The sequence below is a fragment of the Telluribacter roseus genome (genome assembly GCF_017355915.2).
Lineage (GTDB): Bacteria > Bacteroidota > Bacteroidia > Cytophagales > Spirosomataceae > Telluribacter.
On sequence record NZ_JAFEUV020000026.1, the window covers coordinates 1 to 25,206 of the forward strand.

17 protein-coding genes are annotated in these 25,206 nt (G+C 45.5%); 1 reads left to right on the top strand and 16 read right to left on the bottom strand.

Annotated elements, in window-relative coordinates; genetic code table 11:
• Positions 1–112 precede the first annotated feature (112 nt).
• The 15 genes from JTN23_RS24965 to JTN23_RS25035 form a co-directional block, all read right to left on the bottom strand.
• Positions 113–652: a DapH/DapD/GlmU-related protein gene (locus JTN23_RS24965; protein WP_247237845.1), complete on the bottom strand. Its 540-nt coding sequence runs from the start codon at positions 650–652 to the stop codon at positions 113–115.
• Entirely contained in the window at positions 649–1,710 is a 1,062-nt protein-coding gene (locus JTN23_RS24970; RefSeq protein WP_247237846.1) for a glycosyltransferase family 4 protein, read from the bottom strand. Before JTN23_RS24970 ends, JTN23_RS24965 begins: the two co-directional genes overlap by 4 nt.
• A 73-nt stretch (positions 1,711–1,783) precedes the next feature.
• Positions 1,784–3,037 (bottom strand): glycosyltransferase, encoded by a 1,254-nt coding sequence (locus JTN23_RS24975; RefSeq protein ID WP_247237847.1) that lies wholly within the window; start codon positions 3,035–3,037, stop codon positions 1,784–1,786.
• 60 nt (positions 3,038–3,097) lie between these two features.
• Positions 3,098–4,174, bottom strand: coding sequence for a glycosyltransferase family 9 protein (locus JTN23_RS24980; RefSeq protein WP_247237848.1), 1,077 nt, complete (start codon positions 4,172–4,174; stop codon positions 3,098–3,100).
• 11 nt (positions 4,175–4,185) lie between these two features.
• On the bottom strand, positions 4,186–5,208 hold the full coding sequence (locus JTN23_RS24985) for a bifunctional heptose 7-phosphate kinase/heptose 1-phosphate adenyltransferase (RefSeq protein WP_247237849.1): 1,023 nt from the start codon (positions 5,206–5,208) through the stop codon (positions 4,186–4,188).
• Between the two features lie 2 nt (positions 5,209–5,210).
• Positions 5,211–5,813 (bottom strand): D-sedoheptulose 7-phosphate isomerase, encoded by a 603-nt coding sequence (gmhA, locus tag JTN23_RS24990; RefSeq protein ID WP_247237850.1) that lies wholly within the window; start codon positions 5,811–5,813, stop codon positions 5,211–5,213.
• Between the two features lie 55 nt (positions 5,814–5,868).
• Positions 5,869–6,951, bottom strand: coding sequence for a CgeB family protein (locus tag JTN23_RS24995; protein ID WP_247237851.1), 1,083 nt, complete (start codon positions 6,949–6,951; stop codon positions 5,869–5,871).
• A 32-nt stretch (positions 6,952–6,983) separates the two neighbouring features.
• Entirely contained in the window at positions 6,984–8,546 is a 1,563-nt protein-coding gene (locus tag JTN23_RS25000) for a hypothetical protein (RefSeq protein WP_247237852.1), read from the bottom strand.
• Positions 8,547–8,704: 158 nt separating this feature from the next.
• On the bottom strand, positions 8,705–9,862 hold the full coding sequence (locus tag JTN23_RS25005) for a glycosyltransferase family 4 protein (protein WP_247237853.1): 1,158 nt from the start codon (positions 9,860–9,862) through the stop codon (positions 8,705–8,707).
• A gap of 12 nt (positions 9,863–9,874) precedes the next feature.
• Positions 9,875–11,242 (bottom strand): lipopolysaccharide biosynthesis protein, encoded by a 1,368-nt coding sequence (locus tag JTN23_RS25010; protein ID WP_247237854.1) that lies wholly within the window; start codon positions 11,240–11,242, stop codon positions 9,875–9,877.
• A 97-nt stretch (positions 11,243–11,339) separates the two neighbouring features.
• Entirely contained in the window at positions 11,340–12,362 is a 1,023-nt protein-coding gene (locus tag JTN23_RS25015; protein WP_247237855.1) for a polysaccharide pyruvyl transferase family protein, read from the bottom strand.
• 222 nt (positions 12,363–12,584) lie between these two features.
• Positions 12,585–13,565, bottom strand: a complete 981-nt coding sequence (locus JTN23_RS25020; protein ID WP_247237856.1) for a glycosyltransferase family 2 protein — start codon at positions 13,563–13,565, stop codon at positions 12,585–12,587.
• Positions 13,566–13,755: 190 nt separating this feature from the next.
• Positions 13,756–14,901: a GDP-mannose 4,6-dehydratase gene (gene gmd / locus JTN23_RS25025; RefSeq protein ID WP_247237857.1), complete on the bottom strand. Its 1,146-nt coding sequence runs from the start codon at positions 14,899–14,901 to the stop codon at positions 13,756–13,758.
• Between the two features lie 1,462 nt (positions 14,902–16,363).
• Positions 16,364–18,724 carry a GumC family protein gene (locus tag JTN23_RS25030; RefSeq protein ID WP_247237858.1) on the bottom strand — a complete coding sequence of 787 codons (2,361 nt, stop codon included), beginning with the start codon at positions 18,722–18,724 and terminating at the stop codon, positions 16,364–16,366.
• A gap of 81 nt (positions 18,725–18,805) precedes the next feature.
• Positions 18,806–19,627, bottom strand: coding sequence for a polysaccharide biosynthesis/export family protein (locus JTN23_RS25035; protein ID WP_247237859.1), 822 nt, complete (start codon positions 19,625–19,627; stop codon positions 18,806–18,808).
• A gap of 464 nt (positions 19,628–20,091) precedes the next feature.
• Between JTN23_RS25035 and JTN23_RS25040 the strand changes: the two genes are divergently transcribed.
• The gene (locus JTN23_RS25040; protein ID WP_247237860.1) at positions 20,092–20,976 is read left to right on the top strand and encodes a class I SAM-dependent methyltransferase; all 885 of its coding nucleotides are present in this window, start codon (positions 20,092–20,094) and stop codon (positions 20,974–20,976) included.
• Positions 20,977–21,133: 157 nt separating this feature from the next.
• On the opposite strand, the gene JTN23_RS25045 is transcribed toward JTN23_RS25040, so the two are convergent.
• Entirely contained in the window at positions 21,134–24,769 is a 3,636-nt protein-coding gene (locus JTN23_RS25045; RefSeq protein WP_247237861.1) for a PKD domain-containing protein, read from the bottom strand.
• Positions 24,770–25,206: the final 437 nt, after the last annotated feature.

A 25,206-nucleotide genomic window follows, 5' to 3' on the forward strand; every position in this document is an offset into this window, starting at 1 on the left:
GACACAGCGCCGGCGTAGCACTTCGTACTCGGTTTGTTTATAGCTTGCCATAATAAGTACAAGGTTTGACTATTACGGATCTACTCACGCATTAATAAGTAAGCGAAGGGTATTATACGGCAGGATTGCCTTTTACGGTTCTGAAAGCCTGTACATCTTTGGTTACTACACTGCATGCGCCAACTATGGCATGCTCGCCGATGGTAACTCCAGGCATAATGAATGCCTTTGCGCCAACAAAGGCATGGGCACCAACCTTGATTGGAGCTGTCACCAGATTCTTGGCCGGTTGGTCAAATGCATGTGTACCTGTGCATAGGTATGCCTCCTGCGCTACAGTAGCATGTTCGAAGATTTCGATCATGCCTAATGAATAGGCATTGGCTCCGTCACCCAGAGCCGCATGATCATGTAAGATAATATTCCAGGGAATCTGTATGCGTGCACGCTGGTGTACAAACGGACGGCCGTATATCTTGGCTCCGAACAGCTTGAGCCACGCGATCCGCCACCGGTTGGCAGGTTTGGGGGTCCAGGAGCAAAAAAGTGTCCAGCAGTATTCCCACAGTAGCATTTTGATCCGCTGCTTCAGTGACCATGGGCTATCGTAGGGGCTACTCTGACTATACTTTATTTGTTCTTTTGTTTTCATTTAGATTGTATTCGTTCGAACTCTGCTAGAAATTGGTCCGCTATATAGCTGACTGAGTGGGTTACGCGAACCTTTATGGCTTCAGTTGCCAGGTTGTAGCGGTACACTTGATCAGCTAATAATGTATGTAGTATTTCTGAAAGCTGAGAAATGGCTGTGTCAGACCTGTGATCAAAGGTTAATCCATTTTTTTCGGCTATGATAAAGTCTTTGAAGCATGCCAAGTCAGACACTATAGGTACGCATCCCCAGGCCATTGCTTCCAAAGGTGCCAATCCAAATGTTTCCCCTTTCTCAGCTACGGAAGGATACACAAATAGAGATGCCTCTCTATAGAACTGGTTCAATTGGTTAGTATCGTAAACAGGACCTATAAACTCAACATTTGCTCCCGCTGAAAGCTTTTTTAATCTATCCAGGTACTCCTTACCACCCCCACCGGCAGCCACTTCCCATGGACCTACAAGCTCCAGCTTGGTATCAGGATGCAGTAGCTTATGTGCTCTGATCAATAGATCCAAGCCCTTTTCTTGATGAATTCTACCAACGTAAAGGATCTTATCTTTTTTTATGGAGAAGTCCACCTCTTCCGACGGCACAAAAGGCAGCGGGTTTGGAATCATCACCACTTTATTGCCTGATACGTCAGGTAGTTCTTTTTTGATGGCTTCTACTATGACATTTGAGTTGGCTCTTAGTACGGCTGCCTGTTTGTAGAGCGGCATCTGGCCTTTCGGAAAACGGGCTACATCTACCATACACACTTTTTTCTTGGCCTGCGGCAAAAGAATAGGAGCCCAGAACGTATTACTGATTATTACATCAAAGTCATCCTTGAGGTACTTCTGAGCCCGAATGGTATACAATAAGTCCAGGTACTTTAATTTGATTCCGGATGCGGGTGTATCATACCCTTTGATACGAATATGCTGAATGTTTCCTTCAATTTCCCGTTCGGAAAGTTCAGGTACCTTTCTGGAAATGTAGGTTACCTCATGTCCCTTTATGCCGAACATCTTACTCATGGCATACCATCTTTTCTCCACGGCTCCTCCCATAAGCGCGGGAACCGGTAAGAAGGCACCTTGTAGAATAGCTATTCGCATAATAGTACTTTGAATTAGGTTATAATCAGATTTGGTCGGATTTCAGAAGTACCACCAACTCGTTAATGGCTGAGTTGACAGCAAACTTCGTATCATACAGATGCTTTGCTTTTGTACCTGCGAGCTTTTTTTTCTCCGGGGATAGCCCAGCCCAATTAGTTAACAACCTGAGTGTTCCTTGTACAGTATCCTTATCTACAAGTCCGCTCTTTCCTTCTTCGATTTCACGCCAGATATTAACCTGATCCGAAATCAGTACTGGTTTTCCACACGCCAGTGCCTCCACTACTGCTATACCAAAGTTTTCCTGATGGCTAGGCAGTACAAAGGCCTCACAGCCATAGAAAGCCCCCCACTTGGCGTCTCCGGTGAGCATACCCGGAAAGAAAATAAAGTCCTTGCGAGCCCCCGACTCTGCAGCCAATTGCTGTATACGTATTCCATAGGGAGTATCCAGTCCGGGGCCTGCAATAACAAGTTTAGGCAGTTCTAGATCAGGAAATTCATCTGTATTAGACTCCTCCTGCGCTATTACAGATACCGGGAGTTCCTCAGCCTTGGCCTCAGCTACTGAATGAACTAGTTTAGCATACGCTTCTATGAGCAGATCCACCCCTTTTTTTTCATGGATTCGGCTCAGAAAAAGGAAATAAGGCTGGTTATGCAGCTCAGGGCATTTCTCAGCAAATGCATCACGCATTACAGGGGTATAGGTCGGGGGAGCGGCAACACCATATCCAATATTAATTTCCCTTTTGGGACGATAAGGTCGGAAGGGCTCGCGGGCGAGTCTTAGTTCAGCCTCACATGTAAATAGTACCCCATCTGCCTCGTTCACTACATTGGCTTCCAGTAATTTCCAGTAAGCCCAGTTTCTGACCGCCTTCAACTTTCTGCCATCGGTTCTCTGAAACCAGGGGTCCAGCATGCCGTGTGGCATGACAAACAGCTTAGGTACTTTCTGTTGGGCCTGGCCTTTTTGTAGCTTTTTATATTTAACTAGCGCTTTATGTACAGCATAGCTATGGTAAAGCCAGAGACCATGTACTATGATGTAGTCAAATCGGCCGAAGTTTTCTAATAGCCAGGAGATAAGCTTAGTGTTGTACTTCCACGAGTTGCGGGTAGGCCCTAGGGTATGAATCGGAAAGGCATCGTTGCTTAGAAAAGAAGCCGCAGGATCATCAAAACACAGTACTTCATTATGGATTCCCATCTTTTCCAACTCAGGAATAGAGTTGCGGATACCCTGGCAGGGACCTCCACCAGAAGGTTTCATGCTACCAATGACGCGTAGAACATTTATAACTCCCATTAGTCCTTAACTATTAGTAAAATATCAGGCTAGTGCTTTGGCACCGATTTTGATGGTTTGTATAACCGCACTATGTACCTCATCAACAGTAATGGATGAAATACACTTCTTATTCTGGACGATGCATTCTTCCAGTCCACATCCAGCGCAATCTACTCGGTGGTAGATTATCTTGTTATTCTCACCTCGTGGGTACCAGCGGCCAGGAAGATTCCTGGCAGAGAATACGCCCACGCAAGGTGTGCCTACACCACTAGCCAAATGCATGGGACCACTGTCATGGCCAAGAAAGAGCTTTGCTTTTTGTAAAATCGCTGCGGATACCCTGGGAGATGATTTCCCACATAAGTTTAAGGATGATCCTCCCCATGCTGCCAAACATTGTTCAGCTAATTGAAACTCTTCTTCGGCGCCTATGGCCAGTAAAGTCCATCCACTCAAATCTGTTCTGAGCTTTTCAAGCAGATTAACCCAGTTGTTTAGTCCCCAGTCATTAGCTGGCCTTTTAGTACCTATGCTGATGGCCACGATCTTCGAGTCGAGAGGCACCTGCTTCAGGAGTTCTCTGGCCTTACCTCGTTCCTCATCGGTAAGCCTTAGGTTCCAATAGGATTCCTGTTTTAAGTCAATCTTTCCTATGCTCTCTATTCGTCTGCTTAATCGTCTGGCTTCCCATTCGCATTCACCAGTTGCAGGGTCTTCTACTACTTTGAAATCTTCCTTTGTTTCAGGAAAGCCAATCATTTCTTTGATACCGGCCAGCCGGAAAAATAGCTTATCTCGAGCTGCTGATTTTTCTGATCTTGCTGCTGTAATGTTGATAACCGTAGATATGCCTAGTCTTCTAATCTGTACTATCAAGGAAAGTAGTAAAAGTGGGTTTCGGGTACCAATAGGGTAGTTGATAGCCTTATCGAAAAAAAAGCTGTTTATACTTCCTAATACTGCCTCTATCGGGGCCGCCTTGGAGGCTACGGGTTTATTGGTCAGGAGTATTATTTCTGCATCGGCAAATTTCTCCTTTACTAAGTGAAAACAGGGTAAAGCCATTACTGTATCACCCAGGCTTCCCAATCGATAGATAAGTATTCTTTGCTTCACGATGTATATGTTTACAGGGGTTGAACAGCATAGTTCTCAGCCAACCTTTTTGCTAGCTTTTCCTCTAGTTCGTTTAATACCACAGGGACAGTTCCTACATGGGAAACAACGCAGGCAGCGGCAACATTGGCCAATTGTGCGGCTTCAATGATATCAACACCGGCTGACATAGCTGCTGTAATAGTAGCTATAACAGTATCACCGGCTCCGGATACGTCAAAAACCTCTTTTGCCTCTGTAGGTATATGCTTCAGGACTTTCCCTTCCTGGCATACAGCCATGCCATCAGCCCCTAGTGTAATAACCAGAATGTTCGGCGAGTATTTTTCGTGAATCCGGCTACATACTTCGGCAAGTGGATATTCATGGTCGGGATAAGGCTCAGGAATACCGGCTAGTAATAGAGCCTCGTTGCGATTAGGTGTTAAAAGTCCGGCTCCCCGGTAGGAAAGTTGACGTGTTGGCTTTGGGTCGACGGTTATCAGTATATGAGGGTTCTCCTCAGAAAAGGCCTGCAGCTTATCAATCAGGCTCTGGGTAATCACTCCCTTCGCATAGTCTGAAATAATAACTGCATCAGCCGATTGCAGAGCTGCATATAGTATATCATCAAACCTTGGTGCAGTTTCGATACAATAGGATGACTGTTTGGCCTCACGATCTAAACGACACAGCTGCTGATTGCGTACAATTACTCTAGTTTTGATTATGGTTGGAATATCCTCCGTTTCATTCTTACAAAGAACATTGACCTGATGCTTGTTCAGAATCGCATGCAATTTTCTTCCGGCTTCATCTTTTCCACAATAGCCTAGGATGGAAGTAGATACTCCCAGATTCGCAAGATTAAGAGATACATTAGCTGCACCACCGGCTGTATAGGTATCCCGCTCAGCATATACAACCGGAACTGGAGCCTCGGGTGAAATGCGATGTACATCTCCCCATATGTAGTGATCCAACATCATGTCTCCTATGACAAGGACTCTTACACCAGAGATCTTATCCAGAATGGTAGGTGAGAGGGAGGCCATAGTTAGAAAGCTAGTTGGTTAACAGATTTATTCAGAAAGCTCCAGTCAGTAGCATCAATGTACTCCAGCCACTGGTGCAGTATTAGTGTGTGTACCTCCTGAATACGGGCTGTAGTAGTGCTAGGTACTATCAATTCATAATCACATAAGCCCTTGATGAGCCCTCCATCCTTACCACCCAGGAAAACTGTAACCAATCCAGCCTCTTTTGCTTTACGGAAGGCCGAGAACACATTAGCGCTGTTTCCGCTGGTACTGAACCCTACCAGTACGTCTCCGGGATTACCTAGGGCTTCTACCTGTCTGGAAAAGATATCATTATAACCATAGTCATTGCCAATGCAGGTAATGGCTGTGACATCAGCATTCAGACAAATAGCCGGCAGAGCTCGTCTTTCTACCTTGTACCTGCCTACCAGCTCCTCAGAAAGGTGCAGGGCATCCGCTGCGCTGCCACCATTGCCACAAGTAAGCAGCTTACCTCCGTTTTTAATAGATTGTAGAATGGCCTCACCAGACTCCTTTACGTGATCCTGAAGGAGAAGGCTTTTTTGTAAAACCTCTATGAGCTCCAGGGCTGAGGTTTCGAATGTAGGTTTACTCATGTTGTAGTGTGGATGTATGGATTAGTGTGGATAAAGTGAAAGTTCTATTCGAGCATTATAAAGCCATTTGGTAGGTTGTCTGAACAGCATTTAAAATCTTTCGGCATACATCTTCATTGCCAACCCCTAATGCCCTTACCTTTTTCATGCCGGCAAAGCGGATGCTCTCCCGAAGCTTATTATTGGCAAGTAGTTTCTTGCAGAGCATGGCACATTCATTAGCATCAGACCAGAATACAGCTTCAAGGCCCTCTACATACATATTTTGATGCTCAGTAGTACGTTCAGCACATAATAACCCACCTGCATACGGAACTTCTAATGTACGTTGAGTATGTAGGTCACGATTCCCCTTAGATAGCATGCCAATACATACTTTGGACCCTTGTATGGCTGCTACATAATCACGTCCTCCTAAAGCACCACCACGGTAGTTGTCTTTCAGAAGGTTCCAGTATGGCGACTTCTGCCATCTACTTCCCCAAATACTTACGGGAACTCCCTGCCTCAGCAGCTCAATTAAAAATTTATCCCTTTTCTCGTGCCGCATCCAAGTACCAATAAAAGCCACCTCTGAACGAAATTGAGCTGGTATCACTTCATAACTTTCAAAGGGTTGATGGGCTACCTCATCATAAGACATTGTAAGACTAATTACTTTTTTCGCACCTAAAGATTTATATTCAGGAACATTAATTTCCCTCATCACGACACATAAATCATAATCTGAGATTGTATCCAGCAGGGAGTTGAATCTACTTCCATCTCTGCCACCAGTTGGATCATCATTATTATAAAGTATAATGGGGCATTCTTTTCGCTTCAGGATTTGTATACATTCTTTCCCTAAAAGTTCGCCACCGTTAATCCAGATCAAATCAACTTTGTTAATGTTCTCTATATTGTATAACAACCATGCTCTAACATTTCTTTGAATAAGTTTATATCCAGTATGGAAATGTAACTTGCTTATTATTGGGCCTTCTAAGCCTCTGACCGCATTCTTAGGATTTAATGATATAACAGAATGGCCTAGCCTTTTTAACGCAGATGCGCGATGATACGAAGTGCTAAACGGGTTATCATCACCAATATATAATATATTAATACTCATGTTGTCAGTAGATGTATGTATCATTAGTGTTGGTTAACCGGTTTTTATTTTAGCTATTACTTTTTTCCAATTAACATATAACTGATGAAACGGGATGTAGCAGCAACAATTAAATAAAGCACTACTAGCTGAATCCACCCTCTAATTATGAATGAAAATAAATTAACAACGCTTTCAGATAGAGAAGATAGTGATAAAAGTGTAAAAGTAGAGGTGATGGAAACGAGTCCAGCGAGACTTATGAGCGTTTTGCCAGTTTTTGCACTGTAGGTGACGAACAAGTCTAACAAGAAGTAAACAGGTATGATGCCAGCTGCTAATATCAATAAGTACCACCAGCCAAAAGAAGTCATTCCCGTTCCTGCAAATTGCCCCAATCGGAATCCTCCTAGCCCCCCTCCACTCGCTCGGTAGTATAGATAGTCGCCGAAGGATGATGAATTAACAACCTTCTTATCCACGTTTATCTGAAGTGCAGATAGAATTGGCTGGGGAAAAGTTGTAAATATTCTATCAATTGAGTATTCCTGCATTTTATCATCTACGCTACCAATTTTGTTAGCCATACCTAAGCTAAGATCATTATATTTTAGATTACTAAATCTAGATAAAAATATATTATCGAAGTAATGCTCATCCCATAGTCGTACCCTTCCACGAGCTAGCTCTCTGTATTTGGTTAATGCCTCTTTGTTTTGAAAGGTAGTTAGCGTTTGAGAGACCAATTCGGAACCGGACATACTGGAACGTTGGCCCCGTACTATTACCATGGCAGTACCTAGATCTACAAGCGGCCCTGTAAGTAGCCATAACCCAACTAACGCCCAACTGATGTTTTTAGGAGTAAAAATTTTATAGCTTACTTTTCCTAATAATAAACCGACGAGGTAGGCTATAGCAAAAGCAGTTATACCTGCCATAAACGTGCCTCTACTATTACTAGCCATACCAATGGTCATAAGTAGTAACGTGTATAAAACTATACCTTTAGTACTTGTTCTATAGCTTTCTGCTTTCTTCAAATTGTATAGCTCCTTTATTAACAGGAAGTAGGGGGCGTAAGAGAAGACTTTAAATCCAATAATGAATTTAGTTAAACTGTCACCTCCACTTTCAGCTACATTATCATCTGAATACCCTAAAATAGCCTTAGCGGTTAAACCAACGGTTCCTATAAAGCCCATTAACCAAACCTGTAGGTCTGTTTTAGGGCTGTAAAGTTCAGTCTTGTTGAGTATTCTTTGACACCAGTTAAACAAAGCCAAGCCCGTGTCTTTCCGCCAGCTTTTATATAATATATGAGCAATCAAAAGAGTAATTAATGATAGTAGCGAGTGTATAAATACATCGTAGGAATAATCAAGATTGAATACCAAGGGCTTTCCTTCGATTAGCGTAAATGATATAGGAATAAAAAATTGAGTTAATGAAAATCCTAATATTACAACTGTCGATAGGGTATATTTAGATATATTTATATTTGTTAAAAGTAGCTTATCTGTTAATGCCCAAGCACTAACAACGCATCCTACTGCGAATACTGTTTCTGTACTTGTAAAGAAAATGCATTGAGCAAAAGTTGAAGAAAGTACCACTATCCACATCCAACGCTTGAACATGGATAGAAATACCGGAGCGGTAGACCTATAATGCCTGTTCAGGGAATAATCGTCTATTCGGTAGGGAATGCCATGATCCATGTGCTAATATCTTTTATAGTAGTGGATATATACTAAGATTTGCTATGAAGCTAAGAGAATATACATCTTGGATGTACTTATCGGCGCAACGATCTTATCAAATGGTCAAAATTGTTTCCATAAGCGTCCCACCCACCAATGCTTTTAACTTTTTGAGTTGCTGCCTCAGACATCATACCTCTAAGCTCATGATCCTGTACCAGCATTTCTAACTTTTCCAGAATAGCCTGTGAAGATCTGATTGGTACTATAAAGCCTTCTTTTCTATCTGTTATCAAGTCTGACGCGCCGGTATTTGTTGTTGCTATAATTGGGCAGCCACAGGCTAATGCTTCCCCTTGTACCATGGCTAGGCCTTCTTCCAGACTTGCCAATAGAAATACATGGGCTGTACTGTAAATCCCGGGTAGTTCTGTATTGGAGACATTCCCTTTAAAAGTTATTCCGTCAAGGTCTTGTCCTTTCATTAGCTGTTTTACTTGATCTTCAACTGTGCCTATTACTAAGAATTCCTTTTTAGGATGATCAAGCTTTTGAAATGCTTCTAGCGCGTACATGAATCCTTTTCGGATACTTACGCCTCCTACCCATAGTACTCGGAAAACATCTTTGGGGGGATCAGCTACTTTCCTAAACCTGTCCAGACGGGCGCCATAAGTGATCTTCACTAACTTTGCTTCGGGTACACCCATTCTGAGAAAGGACTGCTTAACAAATTCGGAGGGTACGGTTATTCTGTCCGCTAGTTCATATTCATTTTCTTCCTTTTCAATGACCCGCGGATCAACCCCTTTGAACTGTAATCCCCATTTTGTATATTCTTCGTCCAGTATTCTGTCCTGAAATCTGATATGAGATGAACCTCGGTCACATATATAGATACCACCCTGTTGTCTTGTTTTTCTACCGGCATGCAACCCACTACCCGACAAGGAAATCAGTACGGTAGGAGTGGAAATGTTAGACGCAACATATTTATCCAAAGATTCTTTAGCTAACCATTCCCATTCTCTATTCAACCATTTAGACCTATTTAATCCGAATCTTCCCCTTTGCATATAAGGGGCCTGTACCCAGGGGAAGGATCTGATCTTCTCTCTGGGGATACCCTGCTCATCCTTCAACTTGAATAGTGGATACCCTGTCCAGATATAGTCTAACAGGCCAAACTTTTCCATTTGGCGAGCCAGATGGAAATGGTGGAATCTGCCTAATGTGATCTGTGATACTTTCAATTTGCATCAAGTTTATCTGGCACGTTCTATTGCAACCCTAGTTTTGGTTAGTGCCAGAATGTCACCGAATAATTTTCTTGGGATTGTTAAGATTCTCTCACCAATTAACCTGCAACTGACTGGTAATACATAAAGGGCCATGATAATATCCAGTCCTATACTACCTAATGCAGCACCTGATAAGCCGTACTTCTGAGAGAGGAAATAGGATGAAACAACCGATATCGCAGCACTGATAACACCGGCAATAGCCATACCGTATGGCTTATTGACAGCGCGGAATACAACTCCGGACGTCCACCACATAGCATTAAATACGATACCAATCAGGAAGATATTCCACATGGCATCCGGAGGATTTAGAAGATTCTTGGTCCAGGCATTGTATAGAGGCTGGCCAAACAGGTAAAGGAAAATGACTCCTCCTGTTGCGGTCATTAAAGTAACTCCTATCGCAATTCTGAAAAGTTTTCTGGCCTTAGCCAGGTTGCCTGCGCCAATTTCGTACTGGAGCTCAGGGAAAATAGAGCTGTTAATCATGCTATAGGCCTGGTTAGCTGAACGGGAAAGAGTCCTCACTGTATTGAATATGGTGACAGCCTGTGGCCCCAGCACGAGTCTTACAACGAAAGTTGTACCCTGAAAATAAAGGGCTTGCCACACAGGGGACATCAGGTATCCCAAGCCTTTCTTGAAGATATCCTTTACCTGACTGTATGTTACTTCACCCTTATATTCTTTATGAAGATTAAGAATACTTCTGGCTTTCCAACTATAAATCACATAGAACATAGCTGAAACCACCAAAGTGTTTAGCGACAGTTCAATCACGTTTGCACCAAATGATAGCAACAAGGCACTCATGGAGAGGTTGCAAAACGACTGAGCTGTCACTAAGTTGATACTTAGTGAAGCCTTTCTCGCAGCTCGGTAATATGCTTCGAATAGCTGCTGATAAAAGCTTAGCGTACGAGCCAGCATCATGAGTGATACTGCTATTATAGCATCTTTTTTATGTATAATTAGTTTATCAAAGAACCCAAAGTGATTAAGCGCCACCAAAGCTATTGAACTTACAACCATACCAAAGACGATAAGGCCGGTTATGGTAAAGATGGCACTTTTACTTACATCGGCAGCACTTTGTTTCTGATCCGAGGCATACTTAAGTACAAACGTATTAGCAGCAGCAGAGCCAAAGCCAAAATCGGAAAAGGAAAGCATGGATGGTATAATGGTCAGGGTAATCCATTCTCCATAATAATCTGCTCCCCAAGCTGTAATATAGAATGGTATCAACAGCAGCTGATCCAATATCCGAACAGACTTTTGTGCTGCTGTTGCTATACCATTCTTCAATACGTTTATTCTAAGAGACATGTGTATAGCTGCTTAAAAAGCCTCTGATAATATTCTTGGACTTATGCTTTCTACCTAATTACTATGGCTACTAAATAGTAGCTGTTAATTTTTAGTACTATGCAATACAGTTGACCGATGCTTCTATTGCTTTCGATAAGTTTGCTACCTCTCTGTTGATAATACCATTATCAATCGGATATATAATCCGGCTATTCCTATCAATTTTGTAACCAAGCCTATCGAAAATACCTGCTCTTGGACTATTGGTGAAAAGCATGGCAGGTTTGCCAAAGGATAGAGCAACTGCGCAGGAATGTACCCGGTCAGAAATTGTGAAATCAGCTGACTTATACAAGGATAAGTAAGAAAGAGGATTGAAGCTCATAAAAGAGTTAGGGTGTGAAAACTTCACATGGTAGAAATGTGTCGATAGATCCTGATGTACCCTAACTATCTTATGAGACAACAAAGTATCTTGCTGAGGTCTCAAAAAGTTTAGGTGGCGTGAAATACTGTGGCTGAGGCCTAAAAAAGTTGCTTTTCTTTCTACCTTTATATTTTCTATCTCAACCTCGCCGCTCTGTAATTTGTAAACAGGCTCAAGTTCATTATAAAAACTGCTTATAAAGAATCTGCTATGGCCACTAAATCCCAGAACCGGGAGCATTTTATTTACTAAAAATGCTGTACATATCCCGTTATAAACGTTTATTTGAAATTCTTTGAAATTAGTATAAGTTTCCTCATCCCTGGTGGCTAAGATCATCGGTGGATATTTTTCCAAGAACTTACCGGTCGCAACTCTTTCCTCTTCTGTTATATGGGCCGATGATACACTAACAAGTAAATAATTGCCGCCTCTTTTCTTAATTTCTTTGATTTTTTCTGAATAGGTTGGGAGAATTGCTCTGAGCATAGGGCCAGAGAAAACGTGAATATCTGCTTGCTGATAGTCCATCAGTTTAAATCCGTTTTCTAATTGCCATTTAGGCCTGGGACGAAAGGCGCGCTGAAATGGCCCTTCGCCCATATAGATTTCCTCTTGAGGGAACAACTTTGTAAATAACGCATATAAAGTGCTCTGATAAAAACCGTCGCCTATGTTGTTCCACGTAGAATTTTCAACCAGTATTTTCATGTTTTTTTTAATCTTAATACAACTACAAGTTAAGCTTTATGTATCGGTGTGACTATTAGAAGCAATTTGATACATCATAAATCTTTATTGGTCGATAGTCATGTTACAAATGACAGTATCGTATGATACACGTATGCATTTAGTTGATAACTATTATTATTATCAATCATTGTATGGAGTGAACGTGTGTATTATTATTTGAATGATATTTGCAATTATAATTCAGCCCAAACTTTTTATAAGTTTTTGCGCTATGAATACTCTACCAAGCCTGGCTCCGGCCGTTAAAGTAAATAGTATCCACAAAATAGGTAGAGAGTGTAGGTAGCTGGCTTCCTTTGCTACTCGATTCAGTTCTGACATATAATTCATCTTTCCTTTTAGCAAATACCTAAAAGCCACATATCGCTGTAATCCATCATAGTTAATACTTGCATGTAGTTTAAGCAGAAGGTCTAAACTTGGATTTTTAAGTGTGAGGTTCTTATAAATCTGATTCATTATAAACATATTTTGCCTGAGTAGCTCTCCCTTCCTGTTTAAGTGAATGGATGCTACGCCAGGATGCCTCCTTACATGTGTAATCATCGTTTCTTCAACTCCCATTGCATATTTACTGGCAGCTCGGCTCCAGAATTCACAATCACCCGCGTATGGTAAGTCATTTCTAAACTTGCCTAAATTATTAACAATGTTTGTACGTAAACTTACATTTGATAGATTGCCAGGGATGTTGCCGAAGATAAAAAAGAGTAGCTCTGACTTATTAGGAGGCACTACCTTTGGGACTACCTTCATTTGGTAATTTCTTAACTTACATCTTTCAGGAGTACTATGATTAAATCGGACGAATCCAATATCATATGGTGCCTTTTCAAAATATTGGATAATCGTTGTTATAGATGAGGGAGATATAAAGTAATCATCCTGGCAAAGGATATGGGAGATAGGTGCTGACGCTCGTTCGAAAAGCCAGTTTAGATTGCCAAATATACCTCTATTCTGTTCCTGTTTATATATTTTAATTCTTGAATCGGTGAGTGAATCAAGATAGATTCTTGATTCGTCGGTTGAGCCATCATCACTAATAAGCATTTCCCATGCTTGGAAGCTTTGAGATAGCACTGATTCAACGCATTCTCTAAGGAACGGCATCCCATTCCATACAGGTGTTATAATTGATATTTTTGGAATTAGGTTCATGAGTGGCTGTGTATTGAATATTACGGGTCCTTAACTCTTGCATATTTTTTTTCTCTTCCTGTGGTAGTTATTCTTTGGAACCAGTTTGCTGTAATAATCTATCACAAAATACCTATTGATGCATGTGCTATTTCTATAACTTGCCTTCAGGCTACTCAAAAGAGGTTTCCAGGCTTGAAAAAGTCCCAAATCACTCAAAGTAATTTAGTACTTCAAAACCTTTGTTGAGCAGCAGCCTATCCTTCTGGAACAGCCTTAGATCGGCTAGGGCCATATCTTCTATAAGCGTTTCCAGCGTGTGCTTGGGCTTCCATCCCAGCTTCGCCTGTGACTTAGTCAGGTCTCCAATAAGTAGTTCTACTTCGGTTGGGCGGTAATAGCGGGGATCAATACGCATTACTACAGTACCCGCCGCTAAGTGCTCACCATAGGGGATACCCAACTCTTCTAGTCGGTCATTATCTACGGCTACGATGGTACCTACTTCATCTTCGGCATTCCCTGTAAATTCTACGGTTACACCCAGGTAGGCGAAAGTCTTGCGAATAAATTCACGTACTCGGGTAGTCACTCCAGTCGCAATGACAAAGTCCTCTGGTCTTTCCTGTTGCAGGATCAGGTACATGGCTTCTACGTAGTCTTTGGCATGACCCCAGTCCCGCTGGGCATCAATATTGCCCATATAGAGGCAATCCTGTAAGCCTAATGCAATCTTGGCAGCAGCCCTGGTAATCTTGCGGGTTACGAATGTCTCTCCGCGCAGGGGCGATTCGTGGTTGAACAGGATGCCGTTGCAGGCGTACATTTCGTAGGCTTCGCGGTAGTTGACCGTAATCCAGTAGGCGTACAGCTTGGCTATGGCGTAGGGGGAGCGGGGATAAAAGGGGGTCGTTTCCGATTGGGGTACCGCCTGTACTAGTCCGTATAGTTCTGACGTAGAAGCTTGGTAAATACGGGTCTTTGTGCTGAGGCCTAGCAGCCTAACGGCCTCTAATATACGTAGTGTGCCTATACCATCCGCATTGGCGGTATATTCTGGCTCATCAAAGCTCACCTTCACGTGGCTCATGGCGGCCAGGTTATAGATCTCATCGGGTTGTACCTCCTGAATGATGCGGGTGAGGTTCATCGAGTCGGTTAGGTCGCCGTAGTGGAGGATAAAGCGCGGATCCTGCACGTGGGGGTCCTGGTAGAGGTGGTCGATGCGATCCGTATTAAACAGAGAACTACGGCGTTTTATGCCGTGGACGGTGTAGCCTTTACTAAGGAGTAATTCACTCAGATAGGCTCCGTCCTGTCCGGTTATACCTGTAATGAGGGCTACTTTGCTTTTCATAAGTAATAAAATAGTGTGTATAGTGTGTGTATAGTTTATTGAAATTGCTGCTGGCCCTGCCTTTAAATCATTTCTGATCTACCAGCCAATGCGAGCTGTATATTACACTATATTCATAGTAAGGCTAAATCTCACATTACTTAAATATATTGATTCATTCCTGTGCATGTAAAATGCGAGCTTCGTTATTGTACTTATAAAACAAATATAACTTTTAAAAATGTAGGCCTATTAAAAAGTTATCTAGTGGTCAAAGTATTGTGTATCTGATCAAAGAACTTTCTAAAATTTGCAATTAGGACTAATAATAAATGATTTAGACTGGAAGTCAATAGGTAGCCTTGCTTTCTGATATCACAATGCAGTACGTTAACCTTCGCATGTAACTCTTTGTTATATAAGGTTTTTGTATAAATTTTTTAATATTTGTTATTTGATTAGTTCAGGATGTTCTACTTCTTATCATGTGTCTTTTATGTATCCTAAAACTTATTATTCAGCACCAGGATTATGCCTATTGTTTCTACTAATACTTGTTCGTCTACCCCAGAAATCTTACATGTCTGATTGTACCCAGACCATATTACTCTGAATTAAGTGATGCTGCTTGTGCAAGTACTCCCATTTTGAATCAAAGGAACTGAATTCAGACAAGCCAAAATGTGCTTTTACAACCCGCATCTTCTCAGAACGCTCCATCAATGCATAGTCGACGCTAGCTGAGACAATTTCCACGGTAGCTTCTTTGGGAGGAATGATCCTTAGTGGTTCTGCCATGTATGTAGAGAAGCAACATAAATGGCAGGAACTTACTATTACAGTTCATATAGGAAGGAACTGCTTTAAGGAAGAACATGCTGCTGTATCATAATTACTCCCTAATTGGTGAAGTTTTGATTAGAAGCAGCATCAGTTTTTTTGTAGAAGGACATAACCTGACATCTGCTAATGTTCAATATAGTCGTCGCTCAGGTTTGTAAAACGGCCTCTTCATAGGCAGAAGTATCAGTTGGATATCATCAGTAATCGCAGTGAAGTAACCGAACGCAATACTGGCGGCTATATTGCTGTGCCCACCTCAATGATCTCTGTATAGTTGGCTAGTTCTGCTTTAATTAAGTCAGCCTAGGAAGAGCAAGTAGTTATCACGACTACCTATTATTAATGTATGAGCAGCTAATGATTTATTTCACTCGGCGGGGGGGAGTTGGAAAAGGCTCCTGGTACTGAACAGAGGGATATACTGCTTGGGTGTAAATTTGCGAGAGATGCGCTATAGGAGACTGCTTACTCCTCCAGAGTAGTAGATTAGTTAAGCTTTGCCATACTATCTTGAACCTTGTAATATCTAGATTGTAATAATATGCTTCGATGATAGGGGAATGTACATTTGTTTCCTATTCCACTACTATGATGTTAATAGTAGTGGAATAGGAAACAAAATTTATCAGAATTTTAGCCACTAACTGACTAGCTGTTTGAGACGATGCTGCCAAGTGCGTACCTTGCTTTCTTCGCCATCGTAGTAGCCGTAGCCGTAGCCGCCGTAACCGTATCCGTATCCGTAGCCCGCCCCGTAGTTGACCCCGTTGAAGATAACGCTCAGGTTGTTGAACCGCTTGGTGCGGCTCAGCTCGCCGATGTGGCGCAGGTGGTCGCGCAGGGTATAGTTGAAGCGCACCAGGTACAGCGTAGCGTCGGTATACTCCGCGATCAGGGCCGCGTCGGTCACCAGGCCGAAGGGGGGGCAGTCGATCAGAATGTAGTCGTACTGCTCGCGCAGCTCGGCCAGCAACTGGGGCAGGCGCCCATTGCTCAGCAACTCCGACGGATTGGGCGGGATGGGGCCACAGGTAATGACATCAAACTTGGGGTGCACGCCTGTGGGTTGGATCAACTCCGACAGCGGACTCTGCCCGATGAGGTAGTTGGTGACGCCCCGGTCGTTGGGTACCTGCAGACGCTCCTGCAGGGAGGGCTTGCGCAGGTCCATGCCGAGCAGGATCACGCGCTTATCGGCGTAGGCCAGGCTGGCGGCCAGGTTGATGCTGACGAAGCTCTTGCCCTCGCCTCCGATGGAGGAGGTAAGCATGATCGTACGGCAGCTGCCGTCGCCTAGGTACTGCAAGTTGGTACGCAGGGCCCGGAACTGCTCGGCCACCGCCGAGCGGGAGGCCATCTTAATAATTGACTCGGGATTATTTTCTTTCTTGAGTAGGCCGATCTCCCCCAGGATGGACACGCGGCCGATCTGCTCAATGTCGTCGCGAGTCTGGATGGTGTTGTTGAGCATGAACAGCAGGTTGATCAGCAGCAGCGGGATGGCTACGCCCGCACCGAAGGCGCCCAGCCAGATGATGGATCTCTTGGGTGCAATGGGAGCAAGAGAAGCCACAGGTGCATCCACCAGGCGGCTGTCGGTGACGGTAGAGGCGTAGGCCAGGGCGGTTTCCTCCCGCTTCTGCAGCAGGTACAGGTATAGGCCCTCCTTGATGGTTTGCTGGCGCTTGATGCCTACGTACTCGCGCTCCTTCTGCGGAATAGAGCGTAGCCCGGCCGAGAAGCGGTGGTTAACCGACTCCAGATTCTGACGGCTCAGGTCGAGGCCGCGCTTGAGGTTCTGCACGTTTTCGCGGATGGCCTGGCGGGTATTAGCCAGCTGGGTATTGACAGTTTCGAGCAGGGGGTTGCTAGCCGTGGTGGTGCGGGCGTAGCGCTCGCGCTGGATGGCCAGCTCGTTGAAGCGGGTGAGCAGCGACACCAGTACGGGATCGTTGATCATGTAGGTGGCAGGAGCTACGGAGTTGTCGGCGTTCTGGATGTAGCTTTCGATGCTCTCCAGGATGCGGAGCTGGACGTTGACCTCGTTGAGCTTGGTGTCGTTTTCCTTGATGTTTTCCAGGAACAGCTGCGACTCGGCGCTGATGTCAGTGAGGCCCTGCTCGCGCTTGTACGACTCCACGTCACGCTCCACGTCGCCCAGCTCTCCGGTGATGAGGCCGAGGCGGTCTTCGATGAACTTGAGGGTGTTGGAGGCTTCGCGGTTCTTGTCGTTGAGCGACGACTGGATGTAGACGTCCAGCAGCTTGTTGAGTACGTCCTTGCTGCGCTGTATGGATACATCGTCGTAGGTCAGGCTCAGTACGGTACTCTTGACGTTGGGCTGCTGTACTGATAGACGGCCTTTCATGCTACCCATTAGGGCTGCCGGGTCTTTGAAAGCTATTGTTATATCTTTGATAGAAGATGGAGTATTCTTGATTACGATGAATTCTCCCCATTTATTACGTAGCCTTCGACCATAGGATAACAATTGATTTTCATTACCAATGCGGAATTTATCCCCTTTTTCCAGGTGGATGACCAGCGGCTCCTGGTAGGCATATTCGGTGAGTACTTTAGGCTCCACGAGGACGGGGCTCTGCTTGTAGAGGTCGCGGGTAGCCAAACCGTCTTTAGCTTGATAAACCACCTGTAGATTCAATTCGGTAATTACCTGGCTCATAAGAGTCTGAGACTTTAGGATTTCAATCTCGTTTTCAACTAGTTTATTGCCACTGAACTGAGTTAACTCCTCCAGAATTTCTCCCTGCGCCGAGCCTACACCTTTCTTTTCATCCTTAATGAGCAGGGTAGCGGTAGCCTGATAAACTGGCTGGGTGATCTGCAAATAAAAAAAGGCAGCGGTAATCGTAAGACACACAAATAGAGGAAACAGGTACCAGTAACGCAGGTAGCGATGGAGATACTCTTGTAAGTTGAACTCCTGCTCTTCGGGCTGGGCATGTTCTACAGGTATAGCAAAATGTGTGCGATCATTCATAGCATAATGAGTTGGTGTGGATATACTTAGGAATACATATTTTTCTTGGCAGAAAAATTACATCATTTGGGTGATGCAACGTCAGAGCCTGACAAAATTAAAGATCAGGACAGTGACAGTGGTGATGGTACTAAGTACCAGAGGCAGTACCTGCATGGTGCGGTCGGTGGAGGTCAGACGGGCATTGACCGGCTCCACGTAGATCACGTCGTTCTTGTGCAGGTAGTAGTAGGGCGAACGGAAAATATCGCGGCTGGTAAAGTCCACCCGGGCGTACTCGCGCTTGCCGTCTTCCTCGCGGATGATGAGCACGTTGTCGCGCTTGCCGTAGATGGTCATGTCACCGGCCAGGCTCAGCACTTCGGGCAGGGTGATCTTCTCGTCGGGTATCACGTAGACGGCCGGACGGTTGACCTCCCCCATGACGGATACCTTGAAGTTGAGCGTGCGGATGCTGACAGTGGGCTCACGCAGGTAGGCCATCAGGCGCTTGCGTACGGTATCAGATGCTGCCCAGGCGGGCATTCCCAGCAGGTTGATCTTACCCACCAGGGGCATCTCCACATTTCCTTCATGATCCACCAGATAGCCAATGGTTTGGGAGCGCGATCCTCCACCGGTGGTGGCATAGTTCATGTTGGCGACGGTGAACTGGTTGGGCATGTTGAAGAGCTCGTTGGACTCGGCACTAAGGCTACCGACATAGATGGAGAGCAGGTCGTTGGGTTGGATAGTGGGTACGTAGTTCTGGGTGATGCTGTCGGAGGTGTAGCGCAGTTCTTCTCCCTGAAAGTAGACGACGGTCTTGGGAGATACACACGAGCTAAGGCCGCCCAAACTCAGAGCTACAATAAGTGCTAAGAACGAATAGAAACGTTTTAATCTGGCTAAAGGTAACATCATGAGGATACTGTCGCTTATAAGAAATGAATGGATTGCTGAAATGGAATGTAAAACTTAGGTAGATTTCATGGGATAGATCGGAGGGCTCTTTTCAATATTCCATAGGACGTATTGAATATATAACAACGGTTATGCAAGTATAAGGAAAGGTATTTTAGTTTGATCTACCACTTGATAATATGACCTACCACTTGATAATTCTTAAGACCATTTAATAATAAGACATACCGTTTACTCACAATCAATGAACATGTACAACTAAAAAATATAATTTTATATATACCGCACATCAATTCTTATTCGCCTCCTCGCTAAAGCAAGTTTATAATCAGAATCAGATATATACCTGCCTATTCCAACGCTACTGATTGTCAGATAACAGGAGCGACATCCGGTTGTAACACTTTTACTTCTAAGACCCCGTTAAAGTTTGTTTTATATACCATCACTAATTTGTTTGATTTATGATTGATCTACAAATCAAGTCAGCTCTCTCGGAATTTTTATTACCAGGTGTTGAATTGAAGAAATCCGGAAGCTATCTGGAGCATCCAATCTCCTGCTTGTCAGAAGCCATCAAGGCAAATGCCTACTACTTTGGTAATGCGGAATGGGCAGAGGAATATCTTACATACTGCCACCGGGATGAGAGTTTTAGGAGCAGATGGCTGGCCGCTGGCGGCGATTGGACAGATAAGGTAGTAGTGGATATTGGCTGTGGGCCAGGCAATCTAATGGCTACTTTAAAAGGAAAGCCTAAAATTGTAATTGGCGTGGATGTGGCTCCTACATCCTTAGAATTTGCGGCAAAACTTGGTTATGTTCCGGTACTTGCTGATGCGCATAAGCTTCCCTTCCAATCCGGATTTGCGGATATCGTGGCCCTGAATGCCGCTTTACACCATTGTGAGAATATGGCTGCTGTTCTTAAAGAAGCCGCTCGTTTGGTAAAGCCCGGAGGCATTCTTATCACAGATCATGACCCACAACACTCCGCCTGGAACTACAAGGGGCTGGCCAAACTCCTGTGGAATGGCAGACTTGTTTACTACCGGCTCATTGGACATAGCTTTCATAAGTCAGGCAATCAGCAAAGTTGGGCCCTGGCTTCCGAAATACACCATAAGCCCGGACATGGTGTTACCAACGAAATGTTCATGAAAGTGTTAAAGCCACTAGGGTTTGAGGTTAGCGTCTATCCTCATAATCATGTGCTGGGGGCCGAGATCATGCAGGGGAATGTAGGTAGGGCCGCTTTCAAATACCGGCTGGGTAACTTGTTATCGGGACGTCATCCTGATGCTAAAACAAGTGCTTTAAGTCTGATGTGTGTTGCCAGAAAGAAGTAATGCCAAAATTGTTAAGAACGACAGGCTTATTAGACGCAAACCGCACCAGGAGGTTTCCGCCAATAAGGGTCCGGTGGTTAGTCAATAAAAAAGGCGGGCTATTCTGATGTTTCAGAATAGCCCGCCTTTTTAAGTACTTATAGTCATCATCTGGTAATCATCGTACAATAAGTAGCTTGTGCGAAGAAACTTTACCGTATTGCTTTACCTGTATGATGTAGGTTCCGGGACTCATGCCATCAACAGCTATTCGCACGCTACCTGAGGCTATTACCTCGTATTTGGGATAATGCACTAGTACACCATTCGTAATTCCAAGGTTAAAGTCATCGGCTTCTGGATAAACTCCGTCAATCGTAACAACATCAGCTGTTGGGTTCGGGTATAGAGTAATTTTCGGTGTTCTCTCAACAGTGGTTTCGGTACTTGCACTAACTCTTGCCGCGGAAGTATTTGTGATCTTGAAGGTGATGGAAAAGGGAGTACCGGCCGTACCCGTAGCACTTCTTTCAGTGTAAGGGGTACCTGTTAGTCGGTAATCCCCCACCGCCGGTGTCCAGGCGTTATAGTTGCCTGCCTCGTCTCCGAACAGCGAGTAGGGGAAGCCCGTCTCTATCTGGGTCCGGCTCTGCTGACCACTGAGGATCATCTTTACACTGCCCACCCGGTCAGGATTGGTGTTGGCGCGGATGCTCAGGTTGCGGGTCGGTAAACTGGCCAGATCAAGTACATCACCAGCTGTCAGCTCCCGGATGGGCTGCTCGTTATCAGCATTCATCAACGTGAAGCTTACTACCTGCTGGCCGGCTGGCGCAGGAGCCGGAGTAGTCTCAGCCTGCTCTACCACTTTGAAGGTGATGGAAAGGGGAGTACCGGCCGTACCCGTAGCACTTCTTTCAGTGTAAGGGGTACCTGTTAGTCGGTAATCCCCCACGGCCGGTGTCCAGGCGTTGTAGTTGCCTGCCTCGTCGCCGAATAGGGAATAAGGAAAGCCCGTCTCTGTCTGAGTCCGGTTCTCCTGGCCACTGAGGATCATCTTTACACTGCCCACCCGGTCAGGATTGGTGTTGGCACGGATGCTCAGGTTCTTTGTAGGGAGTGTAGCCAGGTTCAGCACGTCATTAGCTGTCAGCTCCCGGATGGGCTGCTCGTTGTCAGCATTCATCAACGTGAAGCTTACTACCTGCTGGGTGGAAGTGGCAGGCTCAGGATTGACCTTTACCGAAGCATCGTTCGTAGCGGTGGCTCCCTGATTATCTTTTACCGTCAGACGGAAGACATACGTACCCGCAACCAGATTACCAGCTGTCAGGTTGGCCGTGCCGACATTGGACAGGCTGGCCTGGCTGGGACCGCTCTGCTGGTTCCATTGGTAGGAGGCAATGCTGCCGTCGGAGTCGCTGCCCGAGCCGTTGAGGATTACGCTGTTGGTGGGAAGTGCAATGGTCTTATCTGCACCGGCATTGGCCGTAGGCGCCTGATTGCTGGCTACTACCTCTCCGGTACATGTAGTCTCTGGGTTGGTCAGGGCCAGCGCCGTGGTGGTTGAGACTGATGAGTGGTGCATCACCAGGCGGTCGATCAGGTGCCCGTCCGAGCGAGCCGAGATCTGGATCCTGTAGACTCCCGGCGAGTTGAACTCAGCCACGATCAGCAGGTTTTCGTGGTCACTGGTAACAGTAGCCCAGTTCCATTTGAGCCCCCCGTTGGTGAAGATCTTGAACCAGCCACCTGAACCAGCTCCTTTAGGATTGGGTGTTTTACCACTACCATGCGGATAAACAACGTATGTGCCTTTCTCGGCATAGAAGTTACTGGCGTCAGGCAGGCGCAGCCAGGAGTCGTTGTGCTCGCTGCCGGAGGTACCTTTGCCGACTCTGTTATGCCAGCGGAAGTAGTACTTGCCTGTCTTGTTGATTTTGACGGTAGTCTCGATCAGACCTACGCCTGGCTTGGAGAAGCTTGACGCACCGGTCCACTCAATGTAGCCGCTGCCGGTGTAGCCACTGGTGGCGCTTTTTTTCTGCCAGCCCGAGGGCAGGTTCAGGTTCTCGGCTTCGATGACTACCAGGCCATTGCGCTCTTCATGAGGAGCATCACAGGTCATTAAAGCTGCTGTTGTTCTTGCCGCGGAAGTATTTGTGATCTTGAAGGTGATGGAAAAGGGAGTACCGGCCGTACCCGTAGCACTTCTTTCAGTGTAAGGAGTACCTGTTAGTCGGTAATCCCCCACCGCCGGTGTCCAGGCGTTATAGTTGCCTGCCTCGTCTCCGAACAGCGAGTAGGGGAAGCCCGTCTCTATCTGGGTCCGGCTCTGCTGACCACTGAGGATCATCTTTACACTGCCCACCCGGTCAGGATTGGTGTTGGCGCGGATGCTCAGGTTGCGGGTCGGTAAACTGGCCAGATCAAGTACATCACCAGCTGTCAGCTCCCGGATGGGCTGCTCGTTATCAGCATTCATCAACGTGAAGCTTACTACCTGCTGGCCGGCTGGCGCAGGAGCCGGAGTAGTCTCAGCCTGCTCTACCACTTTGAAGGTGATGGAAAGGGGAGTACCGGCCGTACCCGTAGCACTTCTTTCAGTGTAAGGGGTACCTGTTAGTCGGTAATCCCCCACGGCCGGTGTCCAGGCGTTGTAGTTGCCTGCCTCGTCGCCGAATAGGGAATAAGGAAAGCCCGTCTCTGTCTGAGTCCGGTTCTCCTGGCCACTGAGGATCATCTTTACACTGCCCACCCGGTCAGGATTGGTGTTGGCACGGATGCTCAGGTTCTTTGTAGGGAGTGTAGCCAGGTTCAGCACGTCATTAGCTGTCAGCTCCCGGATGGGCTGCTCGTTGTCAGCATTCATCAACGTGAAGCTTACTACCTGCTGGGTGGAAGTGGCAGGCTCAGGATTGACCTTTACCGAAGCATCGTTCGTAGCGGTGGCTCCCTGATTATCTTTTACCGTCAGACGGAAGACATACGTACCCGCAACCAGATTACCAGCTGTCAGGTTGGCCGTGCCGACATTGGACAGGCTGGCCTGGCTGGGACCGCTCTGCTGGTTCCATTGGTAGGAGGCAATGCTGCCGTCGGAGTCGCTGCCCGAGCCGTTGAGGATTACGCTGTTGGTGGGAAGTGCAATGGTCTTATCTGCACCGGCATTGGCCGTAGGCGCCTGATTGCTGGCTACTACCTCTCCGGTACATGTAGTCTCTGGGTTGGTCAGGGCCAGCGCCGTGGTGGTTGAGACTGATGAGTGGTGCATCACCAGGCGGTCGATCAGGTGCCCGTCCGAGCGAGCCGAGATCTGGATCCTGTAGACTCCCGGCGAGTTGAACTCAGCCACGATCAGCAGGTTTTCGTGGTCACTGGTAACAGTAGCCCAGTTCCATTTGAGCCCCCCGTTGGTGAAGATCTTGAACCAGCCACCTGAACCAGCTCCTTTAGGATTGGGTGTTTTACCACTACCATGCGGATAAACAACGTATGTGCCTTTCTCGGCATAGAAGTTACTGGCGTCAGGCAGGCGCAGCCAGGAGTCGTTGTGCTCGCTGCCGGAGGTACCTTTGCCGACTCTGTTATGCCAGCGGAAGTAGTACTTGCCTGTCTTGTTGATTTTGACGGTAGTCTCGATCAGACCTACGCCTGGCTTGGAGAAGCTTGACGCACCGGTCCACTCAATGTAGCCGCTGCCGGTGTAGCCACTGGTGGCGCTTTTTTTCTGCCAGCCCGAGGGCAGGTTCAGGTTCTCGGCTTCGATGACTACCAGGCCATTGCGCTCTTCATGAGGAGCATCACAGGTCATTAAAGCTGCTGTTGTTATACCTCCTGCATGCATATCAGGGGATAGTGTCAGCAGCGGAATGGAGCAGCAAGCTAACAGATAAGAGTGTTTAACTCTTTGTAAAAAATTCAACATAATCCAGTTTATAAGAATAAAAGGTACAATTGATTTGATCCATTGGATTAATCAATAGTGTGTGTGATAGGCACATAGGTTCGTTGGCTATACCAAAAAGTATAGTCGTAAACTCAGTGGCAATACCTGTAAGTTTTAGCTTTTATAGTGGGGTTATATCCTGGACTAGTGTCTGACTTGTCACTTTTGGTGATGGTCATTAGTCCGTATTCTACTAAATGTTCTAATAGTCACCAGCAGAATATACATAGTGTGTAGTAGTGGTAAAAAATGGAATTTAAACCATTGGTAAAACGAACAATTGAGACGATGAGTACCAGATG

Bases quoted from the DNA above. Each gene is read 5' to 3' on its own strand.
- JTN23_RS25030 (WP_247237858.1), bottom strand. From the start codon at position 18,724: ATGAATGATCGCACACATTTTGCTATACCTGTAGAACATGCCCAGCCC.
- gmd (WP_247237857.1), bottom strand. From the start codon at position 14,901: ATGAAAAGCAAAGTAGCCCTCATTACAGGTATAACCGGACAGGACGGA.
- JTN23_RS24995 (WP_247237851.1), bottom strand. From the start codon at position 6,951: ATGATACATACATCTACTGACAACATGAGTATTAATATATTATATATT.
- JTN23_RS25000 (WP_247237852.1), bottom strand. From the start codon at position 8,546: ATGTTCAAGCGTTGGATGTGGATAGTGGTACTTTCTTCAACTTTTGCT.
- JTN23_RS24970 (WP_247237846.1), bottom strand. From the start codon at position 1,710: ATGGGAGGAGCCGTGGAGAAAAGATGGTATGCCATGAGTAAGATGTTC.
- JTN23_RS25020 (WP_247237856.1), bottom strand. From the start codon at position 13,565: ATGAACCTAATTCCAAAAATATCAATTATAACACCTGTATGGAATGGG.
- JTN23_RS25045 (WP_247237861.1), bottom strand. From the start codon at position 24,769: ATGACCTGTGATGCTCCTCATGAAGAGCGCAATGGCCTGGTAGTCATC.
- JTN23_RS24965 (WP_247237845.1), bottom strand. From the start codon at position 652: ATGAAAACAAAAGAACAAATAAAGTATAGTCAGAGTAGCCCCTACGAT.
- JTN23_RS25035 (WP_247237859.1), bottom strand. From the start codon at position 19,627: ATGATGTTACCTTTAGCCAGATTAAAACGTTTCTATTCGTTCTTAGCA.
- JTN23_RS25015 (WP_247237855.1), bottom strand. From the start codon at position 12,362: ATGAAAATACTGGTTGAAAATTCTACGTGGAACAACATAGGCGACGGT.
- gmhA (WP_247237850.1), bottom strand. From the start codon at position 5,813: ATGAGTAAACCTACATTCGAAACCTCAGCCCTGGAGCTCATAGAGGTT.
- JTN23_RS25010 (WP_247237854.1), bottom strand. From the start codon at position 11,242: ATGTCTCTTAGAATAAACGTATTGAAGAATGGTATAGCAACAGCAGCA.
- JTN23_RS24975 (WP_247237847.1), bottom strand. From the start codon at position 3,037: ATGAAACCTTCTGGTGGAGGTCCCTGCCAGGGTATCCGCAACTCTATT.
- JTN23_RS25040 (WP_247237860.1), top strand. From the start codon at position 20,092: ATGATTGATCTACAAATCAAGTCAGCTCTCTCGGAATTTTTATTACCA.
- JTN23_RS24985 (WP_247237849.1), bottom strand. From the start codon at position 5,208: ATGGCCTCCCTCTCACCTACCATTCTGGATAAGATCTCTGGTGTAAGA.